General features: G+C 62.6%; 30 protein-coding genes. All 30 read right to left on the bottom strand.

Annotated elements, in window-relative coordinates:
* Positions 1-13: 13 nt before the first annotated feature.
* The 30 genes from rplO to L1277_RS00295 all read right to left on the bottom strand — a co-directional run bounded on the left by rplO (position 14) and on the right by L1277_RS00295 (position 22,486).
* Positions 14-682 carry a 50S ribosomal protein L15 gene (gene rplO, locus L1277_RS00440; protein WP_253374396.1) on the bottom strand — a complete coding sequence of 223 codons (669 nt, stop codon included), beginning with the start codon at positions 680-682 and terminating at the stop codon, positions 14-16.
* The gene (gene rpmD, locus L1277_RS00435; RefSeq protein ID WP_253374395.1) at positions 682-864 is read right to left on the bottom strand and encodes a 50S ribosomal protein L30; all 183 of its coding nucleotides are present in this window, start codon (positions 862-864) and stop codon (positions 682-684) included. The genes rplO and rpmD overlap by 1 nt, the downstream gene beginning before the upstream one ends.
* The gene (rpsE, locus tag L1277_RS00430; RefSeq protein WP_308215062.1) at positions 864-1,580 is read right to left on the bottom strand and encodes a 30S ribosomal protein S5; all 717 of its coding nucleotides are present in this window, start codon (positions 1,578-1,580) and stop codon (positions 864-866) included. The genes rpmD and rpsE overlap by 1 nt, the downstream gene beginning before the upstream one ends.
* Complete coding sequence (gene rplR / locus L1277_RS00425) at positions 1,577-1,936, bottom strand: 50S ribosomal protein L18 (protein ID WP_253374394.1); 360 nt, start codon at positions 1,934-1,936, stop codon at positions 1,577-1,579. Before rplR ends, rpsE begins: the two co-directional genes overlap by 4 nt.
* Before the next feature lie 2 nt (positions 1,937-1,938).
* A complete protein-coding gene (gene rplF / locus L1277_RS00420) occupies positions 1,939-2,475 on the bottom strand; it encodes a 50S ribosomal protein L6 (RefSeq protein ID WP_253374393.1) in 537 nt (178 codons plus the stop codon).
* Between the two features lie 6 nt (positions 2,476-2,481).
* Entirely contained in the window at positions 2,482-2,880 is a 399-nt protein-coding gene (rpsH, locus tag L1277_RS00415) for a 30S ribosomal protein S8 (protein ID WP_108391766.1), read from the bottom strand.
* Positions 2,881-3,104: 224 nt separating this feature from the next.
* Complete coding sequence (rplE, locus tag L1277_RS00410) at positions 3,105-3,692, bottom strand: 50S ribosomal protein L5 (RefSeq protein WP_253374392.1); 588 nt, start codon at positions 3,690-3,692, stop codon at positions 3,105-3,107.
* Positions 3,692-4,051, bottom strand: a complete 360-nt coding sequence (rplX, locus tag L1277_RS00405) for a 50S ribosomal protein L24 (protein WP_253374391.1) — start codon at positions 4,049-4,051, stop codon at positions 3,692-3,694. The genes rplE and rplX overlap by 1 nt, the downstream gene beginning before the upstream one ends.
* Before the next feature lie 2 nt (positions 4,052-4,053).
* Entirely contained in the window at positions 4,054-4,422 is a 369-nt protein-coding gene (gene rplN / locus L1277_RS00400; protein WP_253374390.1) for a 50S ribosomal protein L14, read from the bottom strand.
* A gap of 35 nt (positions 4,423-4,457) precedes the next feature.
* Positions 4,458-4,772, bottom strand: a complete 315-nt coding sequence (gene rpsQ / locus L1277_RS00395) for a 30S ribosomal protein S17 (RefSeq protein WP_121657771.1) — start codon at positions 4,770-4,772, stop codon at positions 4,458-4,460.
* Positions 4,772-5,092, bottom strand: a complete 321-nt coding sequence (gene rpmC, locus L1277_RS00390) for a 50S ribosomal protein L29 (RefSeq protein WP_253374389.1) — start codon at positions 5,090-5,092, stop codon at positions 4,772-4,774. Before rpmC ends, rpsQ begins: the two co-directional genes overlap by 1 nt.
* Positions 5,092-5,511 carry a 50S ribosomal protein L16 gene (rplP, locus tag L1277_RS00385; protein ID WP_108391772.1) on the bottom strand — a complete coding sequence of 140 codons (420 nt, stop codon included), beginning with the start codon at positions 5,509-5,511 and terminating at the stop codon, positions 5,092-5,094. Before rplP ends, rpmC begins: the two co-directional genes overlap by 1 nt.
* Positions 5,512-5,513: 2 nt before the next feature.
* Entirely contained in the window at positions 5,514-6,269 is a 756-nt protein-coding gene (rpsC, locus tag L1277_RS00380) for a 30S ribosomal protein S3 (protein WP_253374388.1), read from the bottom strand.
* Complete coding sequence (gene rplV, locus L1277_RS00375; RefSeq protein ID WP_121657768.1) at positions 6,269-6,634, bottom strand: 50S ribosomal protein L22; 366 nt, start codon at positions 6,632-6,634, stop codon at positions 6,269-6,271. The genes rpsC and rplV overlap by 1 nt, the downstream gene beginning before the upstream one ends.
* Before the next feature lie 25 nt (positions 6,635-6,659).
* On the bottom strand, positions 6,660-6,941 hold the full coding sequence (gene rpsS / locus L1277_RS00370) for a 30S ribosomal protein S19 (protein WP_108391775.1): 282 nt from the start codon (positions 6,939-6,941) through the stop codon (positions 6,660-6,662).
* 12 nt (positions 6,942-6,953) lie between these two features.
* Positions 6,954-7,793 carry a 50S ribosomal protein L2 gene (gene rplB, locus L1277_RS00365; protein ID WP_253374387.1) on the bottom strand — a complete coding sequence of 280 codons (840 nt, stop codon included), beginning with the start codon at positions 7,791-7,793 and terminating at the stop codon, positions 6,954-6,956.
* Between the two features lie 18 nt (positions 7,794-7,811).
* Positions 7,812-8,111, bottom strand: a complete 300-nt coding sequence (rplW, locus tag L1277_RS00360; RefSeq protein ID WP_121657766.1) for a 50S ribosomal protein L23 — start codon at positions 8,109-8,111, stop codon at positions 7,812-7,814.
* A gap of 2 nt (positions 8,112-8,113) precedes the next feature.
* Positions 8,114-8,812 carry a 50S ribosomal protein L4 gene (rplD, locus tag L1277_RS00355; protein WP_253374386.1) on the bottom strand — a complete coding sequence of 233 codons (699 nt, stop codon included), beginning with the start codon at positions 8,810-8,812 and terminating at the stop codon, positions 8,114-8,116.
* Positions 8,813-8,816: 4 nt separating this feature from the next.
* Positions 8,817-9,473 (bottom strand): 50S ribosomal protein L3, encoded by a 657-nt coding sequence (gene rplC, locus L1277_RS00350; RefSeq protein WP_253374385.1) that lies wholly within the window; start codon positions 9,471-9,473, stop codon positions 8,817-8,819.
* 8 nt (positions 9,474-9,481) lie between these two features.
* Positions 9,482-9,790, bottom strand: coding sequence for a 30S ribosomal protein S10 (gene rpsJ, locus L1277_RS00345; protein ID WP_092547990.1), 309 nt, complete (start codon positions 9,788-9,790; stop codon positions 9,482-9,484).
* 739 nt (positions 9,791-10,529) lie between these two features.
* Entirely contained in the window at positions 10,530-11,723 is a 1,194-nt protein-coding gene (gene tuf / locus L1277_RS00340; protein ID WP_253374384.1) for an elongation factor Tu, read from the bottom strand.
* Positions 11,724-11,863: 140 nt separating this feature from the next.
* Entirely contained in the window at positions 11,864-13,978 is a 2,115-nt protein-coding gene (gene fusA, locus L1277_RS00335; protein ID WP_253374383.1) for an elongation factor G, read from the bottom strand.
* A gap of 87 nt (positions 13,979-14,065) precedes the next feature.
* Positions 14,066-14,536 carry a 30S ribosomal protein S7 gene (rpsG, locus tag L1277_RS00330; protein WP_253374382.1) on the bottom strand — a complete coding sequence of 157 codons (471 nt, stop codon included), beginning with the start codon at positions 14,534-14,536 and terminating at the stop codon, positions 14,066-14,068.
* Positions 14,536-14,910: a 30S ribosomal protein S12 gene (gene rpsL / locus L1277_RS00325; protein ID WP_108391783.1), complete on the bottom strand. Its 375-nt coding sequence runs from the start codon at positions 14,908-14,910 to the stop codon at positions 14,536-14,538. The genes rpsG and rpsL overlap by 1 nt, the downstream gene beginning before the upstream one ends.
* Positions 14,911-15,310: 400 nt before the next feature.
* Positions 15,311-16,675: a hypothetical protein gene (locus L1277_RS00320; RefSeq protein ID WP_253374381.1), complete on the bottom strand. Its 1,365-nt coding sequence runs from the start codon at positions 16,673-16,675 to the stop codon at positions 15,311-15,313.
* An 87-nt stretch (positions 16,676-16,762) separates the two neighbouring features.
* Entirely contained in the window at positions 16,763-17,401 is a 639-nt protein-coding gene (locus L1277_RS00315; RefSeq protein ID WP_253374380.1) for a spermidine/putrescine ABC transporter substrate-binding protein, read from the bottom strand.
* 18 nt (positions 17,402-17,419) lie between these two features.
* Entirely contained in the window at positions 17,420-17,959 is a 540-nt protein-coding gene (locus L1277_RS00310) for a hypothetical protein (protein ID WP_253374379.1), read from the bottom strand.
* An 11-nt stretch (positions 17,960-17,970) separates the two neighbouring features.
* Positions 17,971-18,591: an FHA domain-containing protein gene (locus tag L1277_RS00305; RefSeq protein WP_253374378.1), complete on the bottom strand. Its 621-nt coding sequence runs from the start codon at positions 18,589-18,591 to the stop codon at positions 17,971-17,973.
* Positions 18,588-20,975 (bottom strand): transglutaminase domain-containing protein, encoded by a 2,388-nt coding sequence (locus L1277_RS00300; RefSeq protein WP_253374377.1) that lies wholly within the window; start codon positions 20,973-20,975, stop codon positions 18,588-18,590. The genes L1277_RS00305 and L1277_RS00300 overlap by 4 nt, the downstream gene beginning before the upstream one ends.
* A 155-nt stretch (positions 20,976-21,130) precedes the next feature.
* Entirely contained in the window at positions 21,131-22,486 is a 1,356-nt protein-coding gene (locus tag L1277_RS00295; RefSeq protein ID WP_253374376.1) for a DUF58 domain-containing protein, read from the bottom strand.
* Position 22,487 lies beyond the last annotated feature (1 nt).

The raw sequence follows: 22,487 nt of genomic DNA, 5'->3' as shown, positions 1-22,487 counted from the left end.
GGCGTCTCTTGTTTTACTTTACCGAGCCGCCAGCAGCAACGATCTTCTGCTCGGCTGAACCGGAGACCTTGTCTACGGCAATGTTCAGCTTCACGTCGATGTCGCCGTTTCCGAGGACCTTGACCTTCTCGTTCTTGCGAACGGCGCCCTTGGCGACGAGGTCGGCAACAGTGACGTCGCCTCCTGTCGGGTAGAGCTCGGCGAGGCGCTCGAGGTTGACAACCTGGTACTCGACGCGGAACGGGTTCTTGAACCCGCGCAGCTTCGGAGCACGCATGTGCAGCGGCAGCTGGCCACCCTGGAATCCGGGGCGAACCGAGTAGCGTGCCTTGGTTCCCTTGGTACCACGGCCTGCCGTCTTACCCTTGGAGCCTTCACCGCGGCCGACGCGGGTGCGGTCCTTCTTCGAACCCTCAGCGGGACGAAGGTGGTGGACCTTGAGCACCTGCGGACGAGGAGCGGACTCCTCAGCCTTCTTAGCGGGGGCCTTCTTGGCAGGAGCCTTCGCCACGGGGGCGTCAGCTGCTGCGGTCTCAGCCTTGGCGGAAGCTGCCTTGGCCGGGGCCTTCTTGGCAGGAGCCTTCTTGGCGGCGGGCGCCTTGGCGTCAGCCGTCTTTGCAGCGGCCTTCTTCGCGGGAGCCTTCTTGGCGGTCTCCTCGGTGACGTCGTTCTTGTCAGCCATTAGTCGATCTCCTCAACCTTGACGAGGTGAGCAACAGTGTTGACGTAGCCACGGTTCTGCGCGTTGTCCTCACGAACAACAACAGCGCCGATTCGCCTCAGTCCCAGGCTGCGCAACGTGTCGCGCTGGTTCTGCTTCTCACTAATTTTGGATTTGATCTGCGTGATTCGCAATGAAGCCATTACGCACCTACCTTTGCGGCTGCCATGGCAGCGGCTTGGGCCTCGACCTGCAGCAGCTTGGCAGGAGCGATCTCGTCGTACTCCTTGCCACGGCGTGCGGCAACGGCACGAGGCTCTTCGAGCATCTTCAGCGCCTCAACAGTGGCGTGAACGATGTTGATCGTGTTCGATGAACCGAGCGACTTGCTCAGGACGTCGTGGATGCCAGCGCACTCAAGGACGGCGCGCACCGGACCACCGGCGATAACACCGGTACCCGCAGCGGCGGGACGCAGGAGAACAACACCTGCGGCTGCCTCACCCTGGACGGGGTGCGGGATGGTCGAGCCGACGCGAGGAACGCGGAAGAAGTTCTTCTTCGCTTCTTCGACGCCCTTGGAGATGGCGAGCGGAACCTCACGGGCCTTGCCGTAGCCAACGCCGACCATGCCGTTGCCGTCTCCGACGACGACCAGAGCGGTGAAGCTGAAACGACGACCACCCTTGACGACCTTGGACACACGGTTGATGGTTACAACGCGCTCCAGGAACTGGTTCTTGTCAGCGTCGCGGCTGTTACGCTCGCGGCCCTGGTTGCGCTCTCCACGACCGCCACGGCGGCCGTCGCGCGAGTCAGTGCGACCCGAGCTTTCGGTACCAGCAGCGGTTTCGACGGGCTTCTCAGCGACCGACTGGTCCTGAGTTGCCACAGCCTCGGTCTTCTGTACATCACTCACAGGTTCAACCCACCCTCTCGAGCACCATCGGCGATTGCCGCGACGCGACCCGCGTAGCGGTTACCACCGCGGTCAAAAACGACTTCTTCGATACCGGCGCTCTTCGCACGCTCAGCGACGAGTTCACCGACCTTCTTGGCCTTGGCGGTCTTGTCACCGTCAAAGGTACGGAGGTCAGCTTCGAGGGTCGATGCCGACGCGAGGGTGAAGCCCTTGCTGTCATCAACGACCTGCACGAATACGTGACGAGCCGAACGAGTTACGACGAGACGCGGGCGAGCCGCGGTCCCAACGACCTTCTTGCGAAGCCGCGCGTGACGACGGTCACGGGCAGCCGACTTGGACTTTACGGCCATGGTTACTTACCAGCCTTTCCGGCCTTGCGGCGAACGATCTCGCCGGCGTAACGCACACCCTTGCCCTTGTACGGCTCAGGCTTGCGAATCTTACGAATGTTGGCAGCAGCCTCGCCGACGGCCTGCTTGTCGATTCCCGACACCGTGAGCTTGTTGTTGCCCTCTACGGTGAGCGTGATGCCGGCAGGCGGGTCGATCAGGACCGGGTGGGAGAAACCGAGAGCGAACTCAACCGAGCTGCCCTTCTGAGCCACACGGTAACCGGTTCCAACGACCTCGAGGCCCTTGGTGTAACCCTGAGTGACGCCGATGATCTGGTTGCTGATGAGTGTGCGGGTGAGTCCGTGCAGCGAACGCGATTCGCGCTCGTCATCGGGACGGGTGACCAGAACCTGGCCATCCTCAACCTTGACCTCGATGGGGCTGGCGACGTTCAGCGCGAGCTCGCCCTTCGGGCCCTTGACGGAGACGGCTGAGCCGTCGACCGATACTGTGACCCCAGCAGGGATCTCAATGGGAAGTCTTCCAATACGCGACATATCTGGCTACCACACGTAGGCGAGGATTTCTCCGCCCACGCCCTTCTTCTCAGCCTGACGGTCTGTGAGCAGACCAGAGGAGGTGGACAGGATGGCGACGCCGAGGCCGCCGAGAACCTTGGGGATCTCCGTCGACTTTGCGTATACACGCAGGCCTGGCTTCGATACACGCTTGATGCCCACGATGGAGCGCTCACGGTTCGGGCCGAACTTGAGGTTCAGCGTGAGGGTCTGGCCGACGCGTGCGTCTGCAACTTCCCATCCCGAGATGTAGCCCTCAGATGTGAGAATCTCCGCGATGTGGCTCTTGAGCTTCGAGTGCGGCATGGACACGGTGTCGTGGTGCGCCGAGTTCGCGTTGCGCAGTCTGGTCAGCATGTCTGCGACCGGATCTGTCATTGTCATGTGATATTTCCTTTGTTCACCAGGTTTCGTTCACCCGTTACACGAATGACGACCTGTGGTGGTTAGGGGAGAAACGGATGCTTCGCCCCCCTGATCTCCACGCTCGAGTGCGCCGGACACCCATTTGTTACCCAAATGTGCGCCGGCGCAACCGTGCGAGAGAAATCTTCAGTTGTCAGCGACCGCAGGGCGGGTCGGCTGCAAGCAACCGACCCACTCTACCGCTACTTTCCTGAGTCTGTTGACGTGAAGGGGAAACCGAGCGCTTTGAGAAGCGCGCGACCCTGCTCGTCGGTCTTCGCCGTCGTGACGACGGTGATGTCCATTCCTCGGACACGGTCGATCTTGTCCTGGTCGATTTCGTGGAACATCGACTGCTCGGTCAGACCGAAGGTGTAGTTTCCTGTGCCGTCGAACTGCTTCGGGCTCAGGCCGCGGAAGTCGCGGATACGGGGAAGAGCGAGGCTCAGCAGGCGGTCGAGGAACTCCCACATGCGGTCTCCACGAAGCGTGACGTGGGCGCCGATGGGCTGACCTTCGCGCAGCTTGAACTGTGCGATCGACTTGCGTGCCTTGGTGACCTGCGGCTTCTGACCAGTGATCTTGGTCAGGTCGGCAACGGCACCATCGATGATCTTGCCATCGCGGGCTGCTTCACCGACACCCATGTTCACGACGATCTTGGTGAGCGTCGGGATCTGGTGCACGTTGGTCAGGCCGAGGTCCTTGAGCAGCTGCTGCTGGATCTCGCTCTGGTACTTCTGCTTGAGACGGGGCTGGATTTTGCCAGACACCACTGCAGCGTCAGTCATTAAAGGTCCTTACCTGACTTCTTGGCGTAACGAACGCGGACCGTCTTGGTGACGCCGTTCTTCGTTACTTGCTCATTACGGTGGCCAACTCGCGTCGGCTTCTTGGTCTCGGGGTCAACGAGAGCCACGTTCGAGATGTGGATCGGAGCCTCGTGCGTCTCAATGCCACCGGTCTTCGTGCCGCGCTGGGTCTGACCCTGGCGGACGTGCTTGGTGACGTAGTTGACGCCTTCAACGATGACGCGGTTCTTCTCAACCAAGACCTCGATGACGCGCCCCTGCTTGCCGCGTGAACCGCCGCGAGCCTGGGTTGCGCCAGAGATGACCTGGACGAGGTCGCCCTTTTTGATCTTCGCCATGACTAAATAACCTCCGGTGCCAGCGAAACGATCTTCATGAACTTCTTGTCGCGAAGTTCACGACCGACCGGTCCGAAGATACGGGTACCGCGCGGGTCGCCGTCGTTCTTCAAGATCACCGCTGCGTTCTCATCGAACTTGATGTAGGAGCCGTCCGGACGACGAACTTCCTTCTTGGTACGAACGATGACGGCCTTGACGACGTCACCCTTCTTGACGTTGCCGCCCGGGATCGCGTCCTTGACGGTGGCGACGATCGTGTCGCCGAGGCTGGCGTAACGACGTCCTGATCCACCGAGAACGCGGATAGTGAGCAGCTCCTTGGCGCCGGTGTTATCGGCAACCTTGACTCGAGATTCCTGTTGAATCACTTTTTACTCCTTCTGACAAGTAGGCCGCGCGCGGCTTACTTGGCCTTCTCGAGGATCTCGACCAGGCGCCAGCGCTTGGTGGCGCTGAGCGGACGGGTCTCGCTGATCAGAACGAGGTCGCCGATGCCGGCGCCGTTGAGCTCGTCGTGCACCTTCCTCTTGGAAGTGCGGCGGATGACCTTGCCGTAAAGCGGGTGCTTTACGCGGTCTTCGACCTCAACGACGATGGTCTTGTCCATGCGGTCGCTGATGACGTAGCCACGTGCGGTCTTGCGGTAGCCACGGACAACGGCCTCAGCCTCTGCTGCGGCGACCTCGGGAGCTGCGCCCTTAGCGTCAGACTTAGCCATTACTTGGCCTCCTCAGTCTCGGTTTCGGGTGCCGCGTCAACGGCATCCTTCTTCTTGGTCTTCTTCGCAGCCTTGACCGGAGCCTCAACCGGAACCGGGGTAGCCCGAATTCCGAGCTCGCGCTCACGGATAACCGTGTAGATGCGAGCGATGTCGCGCTTGACAGCGCGGAGGCGGCCGTGGGTTTCGAGCTGGCCGGTGGCCGACTGGAAGCGCAGGTTGAACAGCTCTTCCTTGGCCTTGCGCAGCTCGTCGACAAGACGTTCGTCTTCAAATGTGTCGAGCTCTACGGGAGTGAGCTCCTTGGAACCGATCGCCATTATGCGTCGCCCTCCTCGCGCTTGATGATGCGTGCCTTGAGAGGCAGCTTGTGGATTGCACGGGTCAGTGCTTCGCGGGCCAGCGTCTCGGGGACACCGGCAACCTCGAACAGCACACGGCCGGGCTTGACGTTCGCGACCCACCACTCAGGTGATCCCTTACCGGAACCCATGCGGGTTTCAGCAGGCTTCTTGGTGAGCGGACGGTCGGGGTAGATGTTGATCCAGACCTTTCCACCACGCTTGATGTGACGCGTCATGGCGATACGAGCGGACTCGATCTGACGGTTGGTCACATAAGCGGGGGTGAGGGCCTGAATGCCGTACTCACCGAAGCTGACAACGGTTCCACCGGTGGCCTGGCCAGTACGGTGTGGACGGTGCTGCTTGCGGTGCTTGACACGACGTGGAATAAGCATGATTAAGCCGTAGCCCCTTCTGCAACCGGAGCGTCTGTACGAGGTGCACGACGCGGACGGTCACTGCGCTCGGGACGGCTCGACTTAGCGTTGGCCTGTTCGCGAGCGAGTTCCTTGTTGGTGATGTCGCCCTTGTAGATCCAGACCTTCACACCAATGCGGCCGAAGGTGGTCTTGGCCTCGTAGAAGCCGTAGTCGATGTTCGCGCGGAGCGTGTGCAGTGGCACACGGCCTTCGCGGTAGAACTCCGAACGGCTCATCTCAGCGCCGCCGAGACGGCCGGAGACCTGAATACGGACACCCTTGACGGTCGAGGTGCGCTGGGCACCCTGCAGGCCCTTACGCATCGCGCGGCGGAAAGCCACACGAGCGGTGAGCTGCTCGGCGATACCCTGTGCAACCAGCTGAGCGTCCGCTTCGGGGTTCTTGACCTCGAGGATGTTCAGCTGGATCTGCTTGCCCGTGAGCTTCTCGAGGTCGGTGCGAATACGCTCCGCCTCGGCACCGCGGCGACCGATCACAATGCCCGGACGGGCAGTGTGAATGTCAACGCGAACGCGGTCACGGGTGCGCTCGATCTCGATGCGCGAAACACCGGCGCGGTCAAGCGAGGTGCTCAGCAGGCTACGGATCTTGACGTCTTCAGCAACATAGTCGCTGTAGCGCTGGCCAGGCTTGGTGCTGTCGGCGAACCACCGCGACACGTGGTCGGTGGTGATGCCGAGGCGGAAGCCGTAGGGGTTTACTTTCTGACCCATTACTTCGTACCCTCCTCAGGAGTGGCGAGCACAACAGTGATGTGGCTGGTGCGCTTCAGAATCTGGAATGCCCGGCCCTGTGCGCGCGGCTGGAAACGCTTGAGGGTTGCACCCTCATCGACGTACGCCTTTGCGATGTACAGGTCCTGCTCGTCCAGGAACTGGTTGTCCTTGTCTGCCTTGACGCGAGCGTTCGCGATGGCAGAAGCAACCAGCTTGTAGACGGGCTCAGATGCACCCTGAGGTGCAAACTTCAGGATGGCCAAGGCCTCGGTGGCCTGCTTTCCGCGGATCATGTTGACGACGCGGCGGGCCTTCATGGGGGTGACGCGGATGTGACGCACTCGTGCGACTGACTCCACCATTTCTCTCCTCCTTTTCGTCACCGCGTTAGCGGCGACGACCCTTCTTGTCATCCTTCACGTGTCCACGGAAGGTGCGGGTGGGTGCAAACTCGCCGAGCTTGTGCCCGACCATCGACTCGGTGATGAACACCGGGATGTGCTTGCGACCGTCGTGCACCGCGATGGTGTGCCCAAGCATGTTGGGGACAATCATCGAACGGCGCGACCAGGTCTTGATGACGTTCTTGCTGTTGGCCTCGTTCGCGCGAACCACCTTGCGGAGCAGGTGGTCATCAACGAAGGGGCCCTTCTTAAGACTGCGTGGCATCTTCTACAACTCCTACTTACGCTTCTTGGTGGCGGTCCGGCGACGAACGATGAGCTTGTCGCTTTCCTTGTTCGGGTGGCGGGTGCGGCCTTCCTTCTGGCCCCACGGGCTGACCGGGTGGCGTCCACCGGAGGTCTTGCCCTCACCACCACCGTGCGGGTGGTCGACGGGGTTCATGGCGACACCACGGACGGTCGGGCGAACGCCCTTCCAGCGGCTACGGCCGGCCTTGCCCCAGTTGATGTTCGACTGCTCGGCGTTGCCGACCTCGCCGATGGTGGCGCGGCAGCGTGCGTCGACGTTGCGGATTTCACCCGACGGCAGACGAAGCTGCGCGTAGGGGCCGTCCTTGGCGACGAGACGAACCGATGCGCCTGCTGAGCGAGCCATCTTGGCGCCTCCACCCGGACGCAATTCGATTGCGTGGATGACGGTACCGGTGGGGATGTTCTTCAGCGGCAGGTTGTTGCCCGGCTTGATGTCAGCGCTTGCGCCCGACTCAACAATGTCGCCCTGTGAGAGCTTGTTGGGAGCGAGGATGTAGCGCTTGGTGCCGTCAACGAAGTGCAGGAGCGCGATGCGCGCCGTGCGGTTGGGGTCGTACTCGATGTGAGCGACGCGGGCGTTGACGCCGTCCTTGTCGTTACGACGGAAGTCGATAACGCGGTACTGGCGCTTGTGGCCACCACCGATGTGACGGGTCGTGATGCGGCCCTGGTTGTTGCGACCACCGGTCTTGGAGAGGGGACGCAGAAGCGACTTCTCCGGGGTCGAACGCGTGATTTCAGCGAAGTCAGCGACGCTCGATCCACGACGACCAGGTGTCGTGGGCTTGTATTTGCGAATAGCCATAGTTTTTCCTTACGCCCCTTAGCCGACAGCCGTGAAGATGTCGATGGAACCGGACTTGAGCGTGACGATCGCGCGCTTGGTGTCCTTGCGCTTGCCGATACCGAACTTGGTACGACGAGTCTTACCGGTGCGGTTCAGTGTGTTGACGGACGCGACCTCAACCTTGAAGATCTTCTCGATAGCGAGCTTGATCTCGGTCTTGTTCGAACGGGGGTCCACAACGAAGGTGTACTTACCCTCGTCGATCAAGCCGTAGCTCTTTTCGGAGACCACCGGCGAGATGATGATGTCGCGCGGGTCCTTGTGAATGTTGGACATGACTAGGCCTCCTCAGTGACGTCAGCAGACGAAGCAACTGCCTTGACCGACTTGCCCTTGACCGGACCGGCGACGAAAGCGTCGTATGCGGCCTTGGTGAAGATGATGTCGTCCGAGACGAGAACGTCGTACGCGTTCAGCTGGTCGTAGTTGATGACGTGAACGGATGGGATGTTGCGGACTGCCTTGTAGCTCAGCACATCGTCACGCTCGAGAACGATAAGAACGTTCTTCGAGTCGGTGATCTGCGCGAGGTACTCGGTGGTTGCCTTGGTGACACGTTCCTCGGCGACGATGAAGGTCTCCACAACGTGGATACGCTCACCGCGTGCGCGGTCGGACAGTGCGCCACGGAGTGCAGCAGCAATCATCTTCTTGGGGGTGCGCTGCGAGTAATCGCGGGGCACTGGACCGTGGACGATGCCACCGCCGGTCATCTGAGGAGCACGGATCGAGCCCTGACGAGCGCGACCGGTTCCCTTCTGCTTGAACGGCTTACGGCCTGCACCGGAAACCTCGCCGCGACCCTTGGTCTTGTGCGTTCCCTGGCGGGCTGCAGCAAGCTGTGCCACAACGACCTGGTGGATGAGCGGGATGTTGGTCTGGACGTCGAACACCTCAGCAGGAAGATCGACCGTTCCGGTCGCCTTGCCCTTGGTGTCGAGAACGTCGACCGTAGCGATCCGAGTTGCGTCAGTCATATGACTACGCTCCCTTCACTGCGTTGCGAACGAAAACGATGCGGCCACGAGCGCCGGGAACGGCGCCCTTGACGAGCAGCAGGCCCTTCTCGGTGTCGACCGAGTGGACGTGGAGGTTCAGCACGGTGACGCGCTCTCCACCCATACGACCAGCCATGCGCATGCCCTTGAAGACACGGCTCGGGGTCGACGAAGCACCGATGGAACCGGGCTTGCGGTGGTTGCGGTGTGCACCGTGGGATGCGGAAACACCCTTGAAGTTGTGGCGCTTCATAACACCGGCGAAACCCTTACCCTTGCTGGTTCCGACGACGTCGACCTTCTGGCCGGCTTCGAAGGTGCCTTCAACGGTGAGTTCCTGGCCGAGTGCGTAGTTCGATGCGTCAGCGGTGCGAACCTCGGTGACGTGGCGGCGAGGAGTCACGCCTGCCTTGTCAAAGTGTCCGGCTTCCGGCTTGTTCACCTTGCGCGGGTCAATCTGGCCATAAGCGATCTGAACCGCGTTGTAGCCGTCAACCTCGGGCGTGCGAATCTGCGTCACAACGTTCGGGGTGATCTCGATTACGGTCACGGGCACGAGCTTGTTGTTCTCGTCCCAGACCTGAGTCATGCCAAGCTTCTTGCCGAGCAGACCCTTGCTGGTCTTGTTCTGCGTAGACATGCGTTCCCTTAGAGCTTGATCTCGATGTTGACGTCGGCAGGCAGGTCGAGTCGCATGAGCGAGTCGACGGCCTTGGGCGTCGGGTCAATGATGTCGATCAGACGCTTGTGGGTGCGCATTTCGAAGTGCTCCCGGCTGTCCTTGTACTTGTGAGGTGAACGGATAACTGCGATCACGTTCTTCTCGGTCGGAAGCGGCACCGGGCCAACAACCGTGGCACCCGCGCGGGTAACCGTGTCGACGATCTTGCGCGCCGAGGTGTCAATGACCTCGTGGTCATATGACTTAAGTCGAATGCGGATCTTCTGTCCCGCCATGTTTGACTCACTCTCTGTCTTGCGTCTTACGAATTGCTTCGCATTGGACGCGCTTCTTAGCGTTTTTCAACGCTGGGCACCACTTGCTGTCGCACCACTATTTTTCTGTCAAGTCTTTGTCGCTCCCCCGCCGCCCGCCGGGCCACACGCACAGCAATGCTCTGCGATTGTGGCTCTAGCCAGTGTTGGGGATTGTCGACCAAGTCGATGTCCTGCTGCCCGCGGCCTAGCTCTACTCCCGAACTCGGGGGTGATCTATGCACTACCTGGCAGTGATTCCGGCGCGAAGGCACGGAAATGTTGAACTAGACGAGTCTGACAGATCGACGCCGTTATTGCAACCCGGGCGTGTCGCGCCGCCTGCCGCACAATTGCGGGGCAAAGCGCGAAATGACCCCTCCGCCGGCGACCTCTTCACGGCGTTTTAACGGACTGCGACCTTCGGACCACCTTGTCGACTCCGTCTTGCACGGATCACCGATCGCGAAAGAACACGGAGAGCGGGTGCTGCTGCGAAGTTTGCCCTCCCAGCCGACGGCCCCTGAGGGGGGTGGGGCCGTCGGTGGTCGTGACCGAGGGGGGTATTGTCACGCTTGACTCCACTGTAGCGATAACTGAGCATTCGTCATATATGCCAGAGAGCGCGATCACTCCCCCAGTTCGGGTGACCGAAGCGGGCACCAAAAAAGGGGCCGGGCCTTTCGGCCCGACCCCTCTCGGAATCGTCAGTAGTTAGAAACTACTTGATGATCTTGGTAACGGTGCCTGCACCAACGGTGCGGCCACCCTCACGAATTGCGTAGCCGAGGCCCTCTTCCATGGCGATGGGCTGGATCAGCTCAACGGTCATTTCGGTGGTGTCGCCAGGCATGACCATCTCGGTGCCCTCGGGCAGCGTGATGACGCCGGTGACGTCCGTGGTGCGGAAGTAGAACTGCGGACGGTAGTTCGCGTAGAACGGGTTGTGACGTCCACCCTCTTCCTTCGACAGGATGTAGGCGGTGCCTTCGAAGTTGGTGTGAGGGGTAACTGAACCCGGCTTCACAACAACCTGTCCACGCTCAACGTCTTCGCGCTTGGTTCCACGAAGAAGAAGACCACAGTTCTCGCCGGCCCATGCCTCGTCGAGCTGCTTGTGGAACATTTCGATACCCGTGACGATGGTCTTCTGCGTCGGGCGGATGCCGACGATTTCAACCTCGGAGTTCAGGGCAAGAGTTCCACGCTCGGCGCGGCCGGTGACAACGGTTCCACGACCGGTGATCGTGAATACGTCCTCGATCGGCATGAGGAACGGCTTGTCCTTGTCGCGCACCGGGTCAGGAACGCTGGAGTCGACGGCTTCCATGAGCTCGAGGACCGAGTTGACCCACTTCTCGTCGCCCTCGAGAGCCTTGAGGCCCGAAACGCGGACAACGGGAGCGTCGTCGCCGGGGAAGCCCTGGCTGGAAAGAAGCTCACGAACCTCGAGCTCAACGAGCTCAAGGATCTCTTCGTCATCGACCATGTCGGACTTGTTCAGTGCGACGAGCAGGTAAGGAACGCCAACCTGCTTTGCGAGCAGAACGTGCTCGCGGGTCTGGGCCATCGGGCCGTCGGTAGCAGCAACCACGAGGATTGCGCCGTCCATCTGTGCAGCACCGGTGATCATGTTCTTGATGTAGTCGGCGTGGCCGGGAGCATCAACGTGAGCGTAGTGACGGTTAGGCGTCTCGTACTCAACGTGCGAAATGTTGATCGTAATACCGCGCTGGCGCTCTTCAGGAGCCGAGTCGATCGACGCGAAGTCGCGCTGAACGTTCGTTGCCGAAGGGTACTTGTCAGCAAGCACCTTCGAGATGGCGGCGGTAAGGGTGGTCTTGCCGTGGTCGACGTGACCGATCGTACCGATGTTTACGTGCGGCTTGGTCCGCTCGAACTTGGCCTTAGCCACTATGGTCCTCCTCAGGACTGATGTAGCGACGCCGGGCACTGGATTGCAACCGGTTTACTACGGGGATTTGTGTTGTTTATGTTACTAGGTCGCGGCTGGGGATCGCACGAATGCTCGTGCTCTCCCCAACCACAGGGCGATTACTCGCCCTTGCTCTTCTGGATGATCTCGTCGGCGACAGCCTTCGGGACCTCCGCGTAGCTCTCGAACGCCATCGAGTACACGGCGCGGCCCGAGGTCTTGCTCCTCAGGTCACCGATGTATCCGAACATTTCGGAGAGCGGCACCTTCGCGGTGACGACCTTGACGCCTGCGGCGTCTTCCATCGCCTGGATCTGTCCACGGCGAGAGTTGATGTCACCGATGACGTCACCCATGTACTCCTCGGGGGTACGCACCTCAACGGCCATCAGCGGTTCAAGGAGAACCGGGTCAGCCTTGCGTGCGGCTTCCTTGAAGCCCATGGAACCCGCGATCTTGAACGCCATTTCTGACGAGTCAACATCGTGCGCAGCACCGTCGAGCAGGATTGCCTTGACGCCGACCATCGGGTACCCGGCAAGGATACCGACCTGAAGTGCGTCCTGGAAACCAGCATCGATGGAGGGGATGTATTCGCGAGGGATACGTCCACCGGTGACCTTGTTGTCGAACTCGTAGGTCTGCTCTGCGGTGATCTCGAGCGGCTCGAGGCCGAACTGGATCTTCGCGAACTGACCCGAACCACCGGTCTGCTTCTTGTGGGTGTAGTCGTGCTTCGGCACCGCGCGGCGGATGGTCTCGCGGTAGGCAACCTGGGGCTTGCCCACGTTTGCCTCAACCTTGAACTCACGCTTCATGCGGTCGACGAGGATGTCGAGGTGAAGCTCGCCCATTCCGTGAATAACGGTCTGGCCAGTCTCCTGGTTCTGCTCAACGCGGAACGTCGGGTCCTCTTCAGCAAGCTTCTGGATAGCCGTTCCCAGCTTCTCCTGGTCCTGCTTCGTCTTCGGCTCGATTGCAACCGAGATGACGGGCTCCGGGAAGGTCATCGACTCGAGAACAACCTGCTCATTCGGGTCACACAGGGTGTCACCGGTGGTGGTGTCCTTGAGGCCGATAACCGCGTAGATGTGACCTGCGGTCACGAAGTCCACGGGGTTTTCCTTGTTGGCGTGCATCTGGAAGATCTTTCCGATGCGCTCCTTCTTGCCCTTGGTCGAGTTGATGACCTGAGCACCTGAGTCGAGACGACCCGAGTACACGCGAACGTAGGTCAGACGACCGAAGAACGGGTGCACAGCAACCTTGAACGCGAGAGCAGCAAACGGCTCAGACGCGTCAGGGTGACGGAGGATGATCTTCTCTTCGTCGCGCGGGTCGCGTGCCTCGGTAGCAGGTACGTCGAGCGGGTTCGGCAGGTAGTCGATAACTGCGTCGAGCATCGGCTGCACACCGCGGTTCTTGAATGCTGAACCACAGAGAACCGGGTAGATTTCGCTGTTGACGGTGAGCTTACGGATCGCGCCCTTGATCTCGGCAACGGTCAGCTCTTCGCCACCGAAGTACTTCTCGAGCAGCGCGTCGTCGGTCTCGGCGACGGTCTCAAGGAGGAGCTTGCGGTATTCAGCAGCCTTCTCAACCAGGTCAGCGGGGATCTCTTCGACGGCGTACTTGGCGCCCATCTCGACGTCACCCTTTGCGTCGCCGCGCCAGGTGAGTGCACGCATCTCAACGAGGTCGACAACACCCTCGAACTCGCTCTCAGCGCCGATGGGCAGCTGAATGACGAGCGGCTTAGCGCCGAGGCGCTTGACGATCGTGTCGACGGTGAAGTAGAAGTCAGCGCCGAGCTTGTCCATCTTGTTGACGAAGCAGATGCGCGGAACATCGTACTTGTCGGCCTGGCGCCAGACGGTCTCGGACTGGGGCTCAACGCCCTCCTTGCCGTCGAACACTGCAACGGCGCCGTCGAGAACGCGGAGCGAACGCTCCACCTCAACGGTGAAGTCAACGTGGCCGGGGGTGTCAATGATGTTGATCTGGTTGTTGTTCCAGAAACACGTGGTCGCAGCAGAGGTGATCGTGATGCCACGCTCCTGCTCCTGCTCCATCCAGTCCATCGTGGATGCACCATCGTGCGTCTCACCGATCTTGTGGTTGACGCCCGTGTAGAACAGGATGCGCTCAGTAGTAGTGGTTTTACCAGCATCGATGTGAGCCATGATGCCGATGTTTCGGACCTTGTTCAGGTCGGTGAGCACGTCAAGTGCCACTGGGTTCCTCCAGGAAGTTTGGTGAGATGAGTGTGAACAGGCGAGCGGATGCCTCGGCGAAAGCGCCGAGGCATCCCCTCGTCGTGACTACCAGCGGTAGTGCGCGAATGCCTTGTTCGACTCGGCCATCTTGTGCGTGTCTTCGCGGCGCTTGACCGCGGCACCGAGGCCGTTTGAGGCGTCGAGGATCTCGTTCATGAGACGCTCGGTCATGGTCTTCTCGCGACGACCCTTGGCGTAGCTGGTGAGCCAGCGGAGTGCCAGGGTGTTGGCGCGGTGAGGCTTGACTTCGATCGGCACCTGGTAGGTCGAGCCACCAACGCGGCGAGACCGAACCTCAAGGGTCGGGCGAACGTTGTCGAGCGCCTTCTTGAGCGTGACGACGGCGTCCTGGCCGTTCTTGGCTGCAACGCCTTCGAGCGCGGTGTAAACAATGCGCTCGGCGAGGCCCTTCTTGCCGTCAACGAGAATCTTGTTGACGAGCTGGCTGACGATCGGTGCGCCGTAGACGGGGTCTGCGACGACGGGGCGCTTAGGTGCTGGTCCCTTACGAGGCATTACTTCTTCTCCATCTTTGCGCCGTAGCGGCTGCGAGCCTGCTTGCGGTTCTTCACGGCCTGCGTGTCGAGAGCGCCGCGGATGATCTTGTAACGGACACCCGGAAGGTCCTTCACACGTCCACCACGGACCAGGACCATCGAGTGCTCCTGGAGGTTGTGGCCTTCACCTGGGATGTAGGCGGTGACCTCGGTGCCGTTGGAGAGCTTCACACGAGCGACCTTACGCATCGCCGAGTTCGGCTTCTTCGGGGTAGTGGTGTACACACGGGTGCATACGCCACGCTGCTGGGGGTTGGCCTTAAGGGCGGGAGCCTTGGTCTTGGTGACCTTCGGCGTGCGACCCTTGCGGACCAACTGCTGAATAGTTGGCACTACTTCTCCTTGTTTGTGCTGCACGGTGACAGCGGCAATGTTGCTAGCATTCGCGCGAGGCGAGTTCAATGGACCCACCGGCCACGCTGAGTAGCGGTGCTTTTGGTGTGGTGGGTATGCCGTGGGAGTCGGCGCTTTCGCTATCCGACCCAGTGTGTGAGAGTTGCCTGACCTCAAGCGGACCGTTTCGGGCTCGAGTTAAGAGCGCGACAAAGCGCACACCCATGAAATACTACCCGGGGCTGCCACACGGGTCAAGCGAACGGACCTCGCCCCAACCCGCGTTCGTGCGCTTCTCAGCCGCCGGAGCCGTCGCGTTCTCTCACCGCAACGAAAGGGCCCCGATTCTCGCGGAATCGGGACCCTGGCGCTCTCGCTGCCGAGAAACTGTGAATGCGCCTTACGGGGCGTAGACGAACGTCGCCCCGTCTTCTCCGAACGCTTCGATCACGCCATCGATGTCGAACGAGAACTCGTCGGTCGAGATGCGACCGGTTGCTCCATTGGACGGGTCGCGAGCGTCAGCGGCGGCCTGGGCGTTGCCCTTGCTGTCGGTGGTCACGGGCCAGGATCCGTCAGCAAACTCGCCAATCGTAAACGTCGGCTTCGTGACGGTCCAGGTGATCCCAGACAGTTCGTAGCCCTGCGAGTTCGTCGCGAAGAACGCGCATCCGGTCGGCACAAGCTCGGTGGACGCAATGCAGGCGTCGAGCCAGGCCGTGACCGCGTCCGTTGCCGCTGTCGTTCCTTCTTCAGTCATGGCAATCTCGAGAATTGACGGCTCCGGAGAGTCCGCGTCTCCGCCGAACCCGACGACGGATGCCTGCAGCTCCTCGGCGGCATACCAGCTCGCCTCTCCACCGAGTGCAACCGAGTAGGTTCCGGGAAGGGCGCGCAGCGTGTACACGCCTCCCTCCTTCTCGAGCCCGGACACGTCAACACCGGCAACCTCGACGACGGCGTCATTGGGAGCGTTGGCGCCGACCGCGATACTCGAAAGCTCGGGAGCCTCGAGCTTCCACGTATCGAAGATGACGGCGTCCTTCCCGACCTTGCTGAGGGTGAACTCGTGGTCGTATTTCTCGCCGCCCTGGGTGATACTCGCCGTGACCCTCGCCGTCTCGTCCTCGGTCACCACGTCGCCGAGCGTGTACCGGGTGATGCGATCGTCAGCTTCGGCGTACGCCTTCTTGGTGAGCAGCAGGTCGCTCTTCTCGACCTTCGTACCGACGACGTCAAACGCGGCAGCGACGTCACCCTTCTTGAGTGCGTCGAGGTATGCCTTCACCTGGAGTTCAGGGGCGTGTGCCGCGGAGCCCAGGTTGAACCCGACGATCCCGCCGATCAGCAAAAGCAGAACGACGGAGCCGCTCGCAATCCACGGGACGAGGCTCTTCTTCTTGCGCGGCGCCGGGGCCGGCGCGGGCGAGCCTGCGGGGTACGCACCCGCGGGCGGCTGCGGCGGGTACCCGCCGGCCGCCGTGGGCTGTGTCGGGTAGGCCGCGGTCGCCTGTTGCGAGTACGCACCCGGTTGCGGCGCATACGGCGGCGTCTGCTGCGCCGGAGGCTGCTGGATGTATGGCTGCGCCGGAGCTTCTGCCGGGTACGGCTGCTGCTGGGGCTGTGCTGGTTGCTGTAGAGGCGCGGGCTGCTGTGGTTGCTGCTGCGGCTGCGCAGGCGGTTGCTGTGGCTGGCCCCAGGGATTCGGCTGCGGCGGCTGGCCCCACGGGTTCGGTTCGTGCGGGCCTGTGCTGTCGTTTGTCATGACTCCCCCGAGTGTGAGCGCTGGCGTCGGTAGCGCCAGCTTATCGACGCGATCCGGCCGGGGCACTGGGGAGAACTCCCCATGTGCTCACCAGGACGGCGGCGAGTCGAGCTCGAGGGTGAGGTCAGCGAGCAGCGCTTCGATCTGCGGTTCGACGTAGAGTGCGACGGCCTCGAGGATGCGCTCGCGGTGTGGCTCGATGGCCAGGCAAACGAGTTTGCCGGCGTGGATGGCGCACTCGTCGGCGAGGCGGATCTCGGTGCGAAGCGCCTGCTTCTCTTCCTCGGTCAGCGGTGCAGGCTGATCGGCTGCGGCGGGCTCATCCTCGCCCGCCAAGCCCGCGAGGGTAAAGAGGTACGGTTCACCGGGCACCGGGTCGGGGTCGACCGGAAGCCCGTCGTACTCGGGTTCGAGCCCGCGGTCGGGTCGGTAGGATCGCGCTTTACGCTCCTCGGCTGCGTCGAGTTCGCGTTGCAGCAGTGGCAGGTTGCGCGCCGTGTATTCGTCAACGACATCGTCGACGATGGCCTTGATGCGTGTGGAGAGGCCGTGTTGCACGGCGTGGGGAACGTCGTGGTCGAGCCCGACAGCCGCCATCACCGGCGAGCCGAAACAGCGCCGGCACAACCGCGTGCGCCCTCGGTGCGTTGAGGGTTGCCAGCGGGGCAGCCACTTGAGCCACGCGTCGACAGCCTGGCTCACCCTCGTCTCGAGCGACCGATCCATGAGTCTGAGGGTACCGCCCTACTTCTCCCACGGCCACAGGGGGCGCGCCGGATGCGAGCCACCCGCCCCAAGGACGAACGCGAATGCGAGGTAGATCAGGACCGCAAGAAGACCGACGGCGACCGCATAGAGGTTGAGGATGGCATCCGCTGCGAAAAGGACGCCTGAAAACAGGTGGTCGGACGCAAACGCGTAGAGGACAGAACCGACGAGCAGATAGGCGAGGAAGGCGGCGACGCCCGTGGAGATCGCGCGACCGAGCGGCACCCGGACCGGATCACCGAGAGAGGCGTCGCGCGCGCGGGCGACCGCGGCCTCAAATCGTCGTGCTGCACTGAGAAGGGCGATCAGGACGGTGAGGATGGCGCTGGCCGTCGCGACCGGTCCGATCAGGGGGCCGGCATTAGGACGCGCGACGACTTCAGTGTTGGTGAGGAGGCTGATGAATCCGAACGCACACACGACGAGGGCGAAGTAAGTGAACGTCGCGAAGATCGAGAGGACCGAGGAGTAGGCGACCGGCCGCGGGGTGTCATCGTCGGGTCGGAAACTCGTCATGGTGCGCCCGCTCAGTCGAGCGCGACGCGGACGCGGTACTCGCCGAACCGGATGTCGGCGCCGGGGATGAGCGGGGTGGCGACTTCGGGCGGGCAGGGAGTCGTGCTGCCATCGGGGGCGATGAGGAAGGTGCCGTTGGTGGAGTTGAGGTCGATGACCCAGACTCGGCCCTCGGAGACGCCGAGAACGGCGTGGGTCTTGGAGACGCTGCGCTCGACGTCGTGCAGCGGGGCGAGGGCGCTGACGCCGTACCCGTCCTGGTGCTGGGGGTCGCGCCCGACGATGAGCCCCTGTGCGAGCGGCAGGACCGCGCCATCCGGAAGCACGAGGCGCGGGTTCGCGGCCGGAGCTGCCCGGGTCGCGGGTGCGGCCGGCACACCGGGGACGGGTGGACGACCGAACGGGGTGGGCGCAGGACCGAACTCTGGTTTTGAGACGGTGACTGGGGTCTGGACGTCTGTGGATGGGACCGTGTCGAGGTGAACGTCCATCCCGGGCGGCATACCGATCTTAAACTTCGGCTTTTCGGGGGTAACCGGTGGCTCCTGGGACGCGTTGGCGTTCGGGAGGGGAGGTCGCGGCGGGATCGGAGTGCCGTTCCACCGGTCGGGGAACTCGGATCCGTTCGTCATTTTTTGCTCGTGCCCCTCGTACGTTTGCTCGTTCTCGCGGTCGGCGCCGTTTTCGGTTTCGCACCCGATGACCTCGAACTGATGCGGAACTTACTGAGTTGACGACGCCACCAGCCTACAGCGGAGGCCGCGATGCGCGAGGAGTGCTCCGACGCCTGCCAGAGTTCGTCGACGCGGTCGTTGGGCGCATCGACGCCAGAGAACACCGCTTCATCGGCGCCGTGGGCAAGCCGCGTCAATAAATCGGAGGCTGTCTCTGGGTCGGTGGGCGAAGCATCCGTTTTCTCACGATCGAGGATTGCGGTTGTCCCCACTTGCGTACCAAGGTCACGGGCGACCATGCCGCGCGTGCCCGCTGCTGGGACGGTGTAGCCGAGCTCGGCGTAGCTGTCGAGGGTCTCGTCCCAGGCGCCGGCTGCGCGGGCGTCGGCCGTTGCGGCCTCGCGACGCCGAGTGCGACGGCGAGACTTCAGGGCGGCGATGATGAACAGCGGAACGAGGTAGAGCACGAGGGGAATGCCGACGACCCAGAGGATGGCGACGAGCCAACCGGGCAGGGCGAAAGCGTCGTCGTCCTTCTTGTCGTCGTCACTGTCGTTGATGTCGACGTTGGTCAGGAGGTCTTCGGCCTGCTTCTCCGCTCGTGGCGGCTGGCGAACCTGCGGCTGAGGCTCGGTCTTCGGCTTCGGGTTCTGGTCCTGCGGGATTTCCTTCTCGTCGGGAGTCGGCGCGAACGAGATCCAGCCGACTCCTTCGAACGGGACTTCCACCCACGCGGTGACGTCTTCACCGGTGATCGTGACGGCGGCGCCTTCGTCAACGTTCTTGGGGGCGAAACCCATAACGACGCGGGCGGGGTAGCCGAGCGACCGGGCCATGAGCGCGAACGCCGCGGCGAACTGTTCTTCGTCACCGATCATCTGGTTGCGGGTGAAGAGCTCCTCGATGCGGTCGGCGCCGTGACCAGCGCGAGACGGGACGGCGTCGGAGGCCAGGCCGTGGCTGAGGAAGCCGTTCACTTTGAGCTGACGCTCGATCTCCCGCAACTGGCCAATCGGGGTCGTCGCAGTTCCGACATACTCGGCGGCCTTCGCGGCGACAACATCCGGTACGCGGTCGACGGCGGGGAGGGTGACGTCGGCGGTCGGGACATTCTTCAAGGCATCGTCGGAGTAGCTGTCCTGCACGTCGGTCGTGAAGGAGTAGCGGTAGCCCTTGTCCACACCGGAGGTGAGCACCGTGGTTGCGGTCGCGGCGTTGTACCGCAGGTCTTGCGTCTTGTCCTCGGGCTCGGTGGGAAGGGTGAGCTCGGTCGGGTATCCGACCACCGGCAGCCAGACGCCGGAGTATGACTCAACGGACACGTCGATCGTGCGGGACGACTTCGACGTCAGCAACGGAGTCTCGGGCATCGTCTCACCGACGAGGCTGAACGAACCGGACCCGCCGGTTTGCGCTTCGGGCCCTGCGACGTCCCAGAGGCGACCGTCGTAGGTGTCCATGACGGCGAGCCGAATCTTGTCTGCGGCCTTGATGCCGGAAACCGTCAGGAGTTCGGATTCGCCGAGGTCTTTGGTGTACTTCCGGAATCCGCCAAGCGGGCTCGGATAGTCCTGGGGGTCGAACGGAGGAACGACCTCGTCGCGCAGGACAAATCGCGACTCGGGAGTAGGAACGAGCGCAGACCCCGCCAGTCCGGTGACGAGCACCGCCGCAACGGCGATGATGGCCGTGCCGATGACCTTGTTCTTGTTGAGGCCCTTGCGCTCGGAGAGGCTCGCGTTCTGGGCCGAGCCCTTCCGCCAGCCCAGCCACACCAGGGCGATGAGCGCAAACGCGATGCCCCGCAGGTTCGCGAGGAACGGGGTCTGGGTACCGATGAGCACGCCGAGCACGTACAGCACGACGGGCCCGATCAGCAGGACGGCGAGCCGCCCGGGGGTGCGGTCGTGCCGGGGCATCCACCGCAACACGAGCACCGCAGAGACCAGGCCGACCAGCCAGCCGGCGACATACGGCTGCACCGTGATGTAGTCCGGTGCGCCGACCGGAGCCGCGAGGGTCACGATGTCGGCCCAGCCAAAGACGGCGCCGAGCGCGAGCCCGCGCAGTGTGGTGAGTGTCGGAAGGACACCAAAGAGCGCGTGTCCCGGCATCGCCAAGGCACTGCCCACGATGAAGTAGGCGACGATAGCCCCGAGCGCGGTGACGAACGCGTTCAGGCGGTAGCGGTGCGACAGGTAGCCGGCAGCGGTTCCGACCACGACGCCGCCGATACCGGCAAGCAGGAAGCCGGCATTACCGAAGGCCGGCGCGAAGCCCCAGATTCCGATGAGCGACAGGACAGTGACGATGCCGAGGTCCCGCCAGGTGGCATTTGACACGGTCCCGCCAGGCAGAGCAACCTTCGGCTGCCGGGGAGCGCGGGGCACTGCCGGTGCAGCGGTGTCCTCGGTCTCAGGTGCGCGCCGCGGCAGCTTTGGCCGTGGAAGCTTCCCCTTCCGGGGTGCGCGCTCGTCGCCGTTTGGCAGTGGCTCGGTCATACCGCCCTCGCCATCACTCGAGGCAGGTCAGAGAGCTGACCGATGGTGACGATGGACAGACCGGCAACATCCTGAATGCGGGCGCGAGCGTCGACGTCGATACGCAACGCCAGCACATTGGTCTCGCCGCCGAACAACCGCTGGATGGCCCGGTAATCCGATGCCTCCATCTTGGACCCAGCGATGATGACCACGACGCTGGGCGGTGGGAGGCGTTTGGTGGCTTCACGTGCGAAGTCACGCGCGGTCGCGGTCGAGTCGGTGATCGCCTCGATCCGGCAGGTGTCGTCGAGCAACGACGTCACCGAGTGCGTCTTGAGAATCCGCCCCTCGGTCACCACGCTGATCTGGGTACCGTCACGGATCACCTGTGAGCCGATGGATGCCGTCACCGAGATAGCGAGTTCAAGCTCGGCGTCGCTGGCGAAGTAGCGCATGTCACTCGAAGAAATGATGGTCAGCTGGCTGCGGCGCGATTCCTCAAACTGCCGCACCATGAGCTGGCCGGTACGTGCGGATGTCCGCCAGTGGACGTACCGCACGTCATCGCCGGTGACGTAGGCCCGCAAGGCGTGGAACGAGATGTCGTTGTTGGTGATCTTCTTGGTGACCTGACCCTCAAGGTCACGCACCAGGCCGGCTGCCGTCGGGTGCAGTCGCGTCGTGATCGGGTGCACAAACAACTCGATCTGGTCGGTCCACTTCACCGCCCGGCGGAACATCCCGAGTTGATCGCCTCGCACCGAAACCGCGGGGCCAGCGAGAATCACGGCACGGCGGTTGGTGGGCACGGCAAACAACTCTTCGGTTTCCTCGTTCGGCTGCAGGCCACCGATCGCAAATTCCGCGAGGCCCTCCCCCACCGGCACCTCAAGCGTCGTTGCGGTCGACGCTCGTTTGCCGACGTTCCGCACGAGCACCCTGCCGATGGCCCGGTCCCCCACGACCACGCGACGTGGATTCAATTCGATGTCAATCGAATAGTTCGCGCGACCGATGAGAAACAGCAAGGCGACGACCACAGCGACGAGCAGCGCCATCCCGATGAAGGTCAGTTCCGGCCAGCCCAGTATCAAGCCGACGAGAAGTGACACGATTCCCGAGAGCGATACGAGCGCACCCAAACCGGAGATGATCTCCAGGTAAGGCAACACCGCGCTCCAGCTGCGCCGCGCGGCTCGAGCGGTCACGCGGGTGAGAACCCCCGTACCGTTGCGCACAGACGTCACGACCGGCGCCAGGCCGGCCATACGAGTCTTCTTCTCCGCAGGCAACACAAATTGCGGGGTCGCCTGATCACCGGCAGTGTCCTGTTCAGGAGCGACCGGGGGTGCGTCGAGGCTCGTCGTCATG

The sequence above is a fragment of the Okibacterium sp. HSC-33S16 genome, assembly GCF_024171565.1.
Taxonomy (GTDB): domain Bacteria; phylum Actinomycetota; class Actinomycetes; order Actinomycetales; family Microbacteriaceae; genus Mycetocola_A.
The sequence above is the reverse complement of the archived record's forward strand: the minus strand, read 5'-3'. Positions and strand labels throughout refer to the sequence as shown.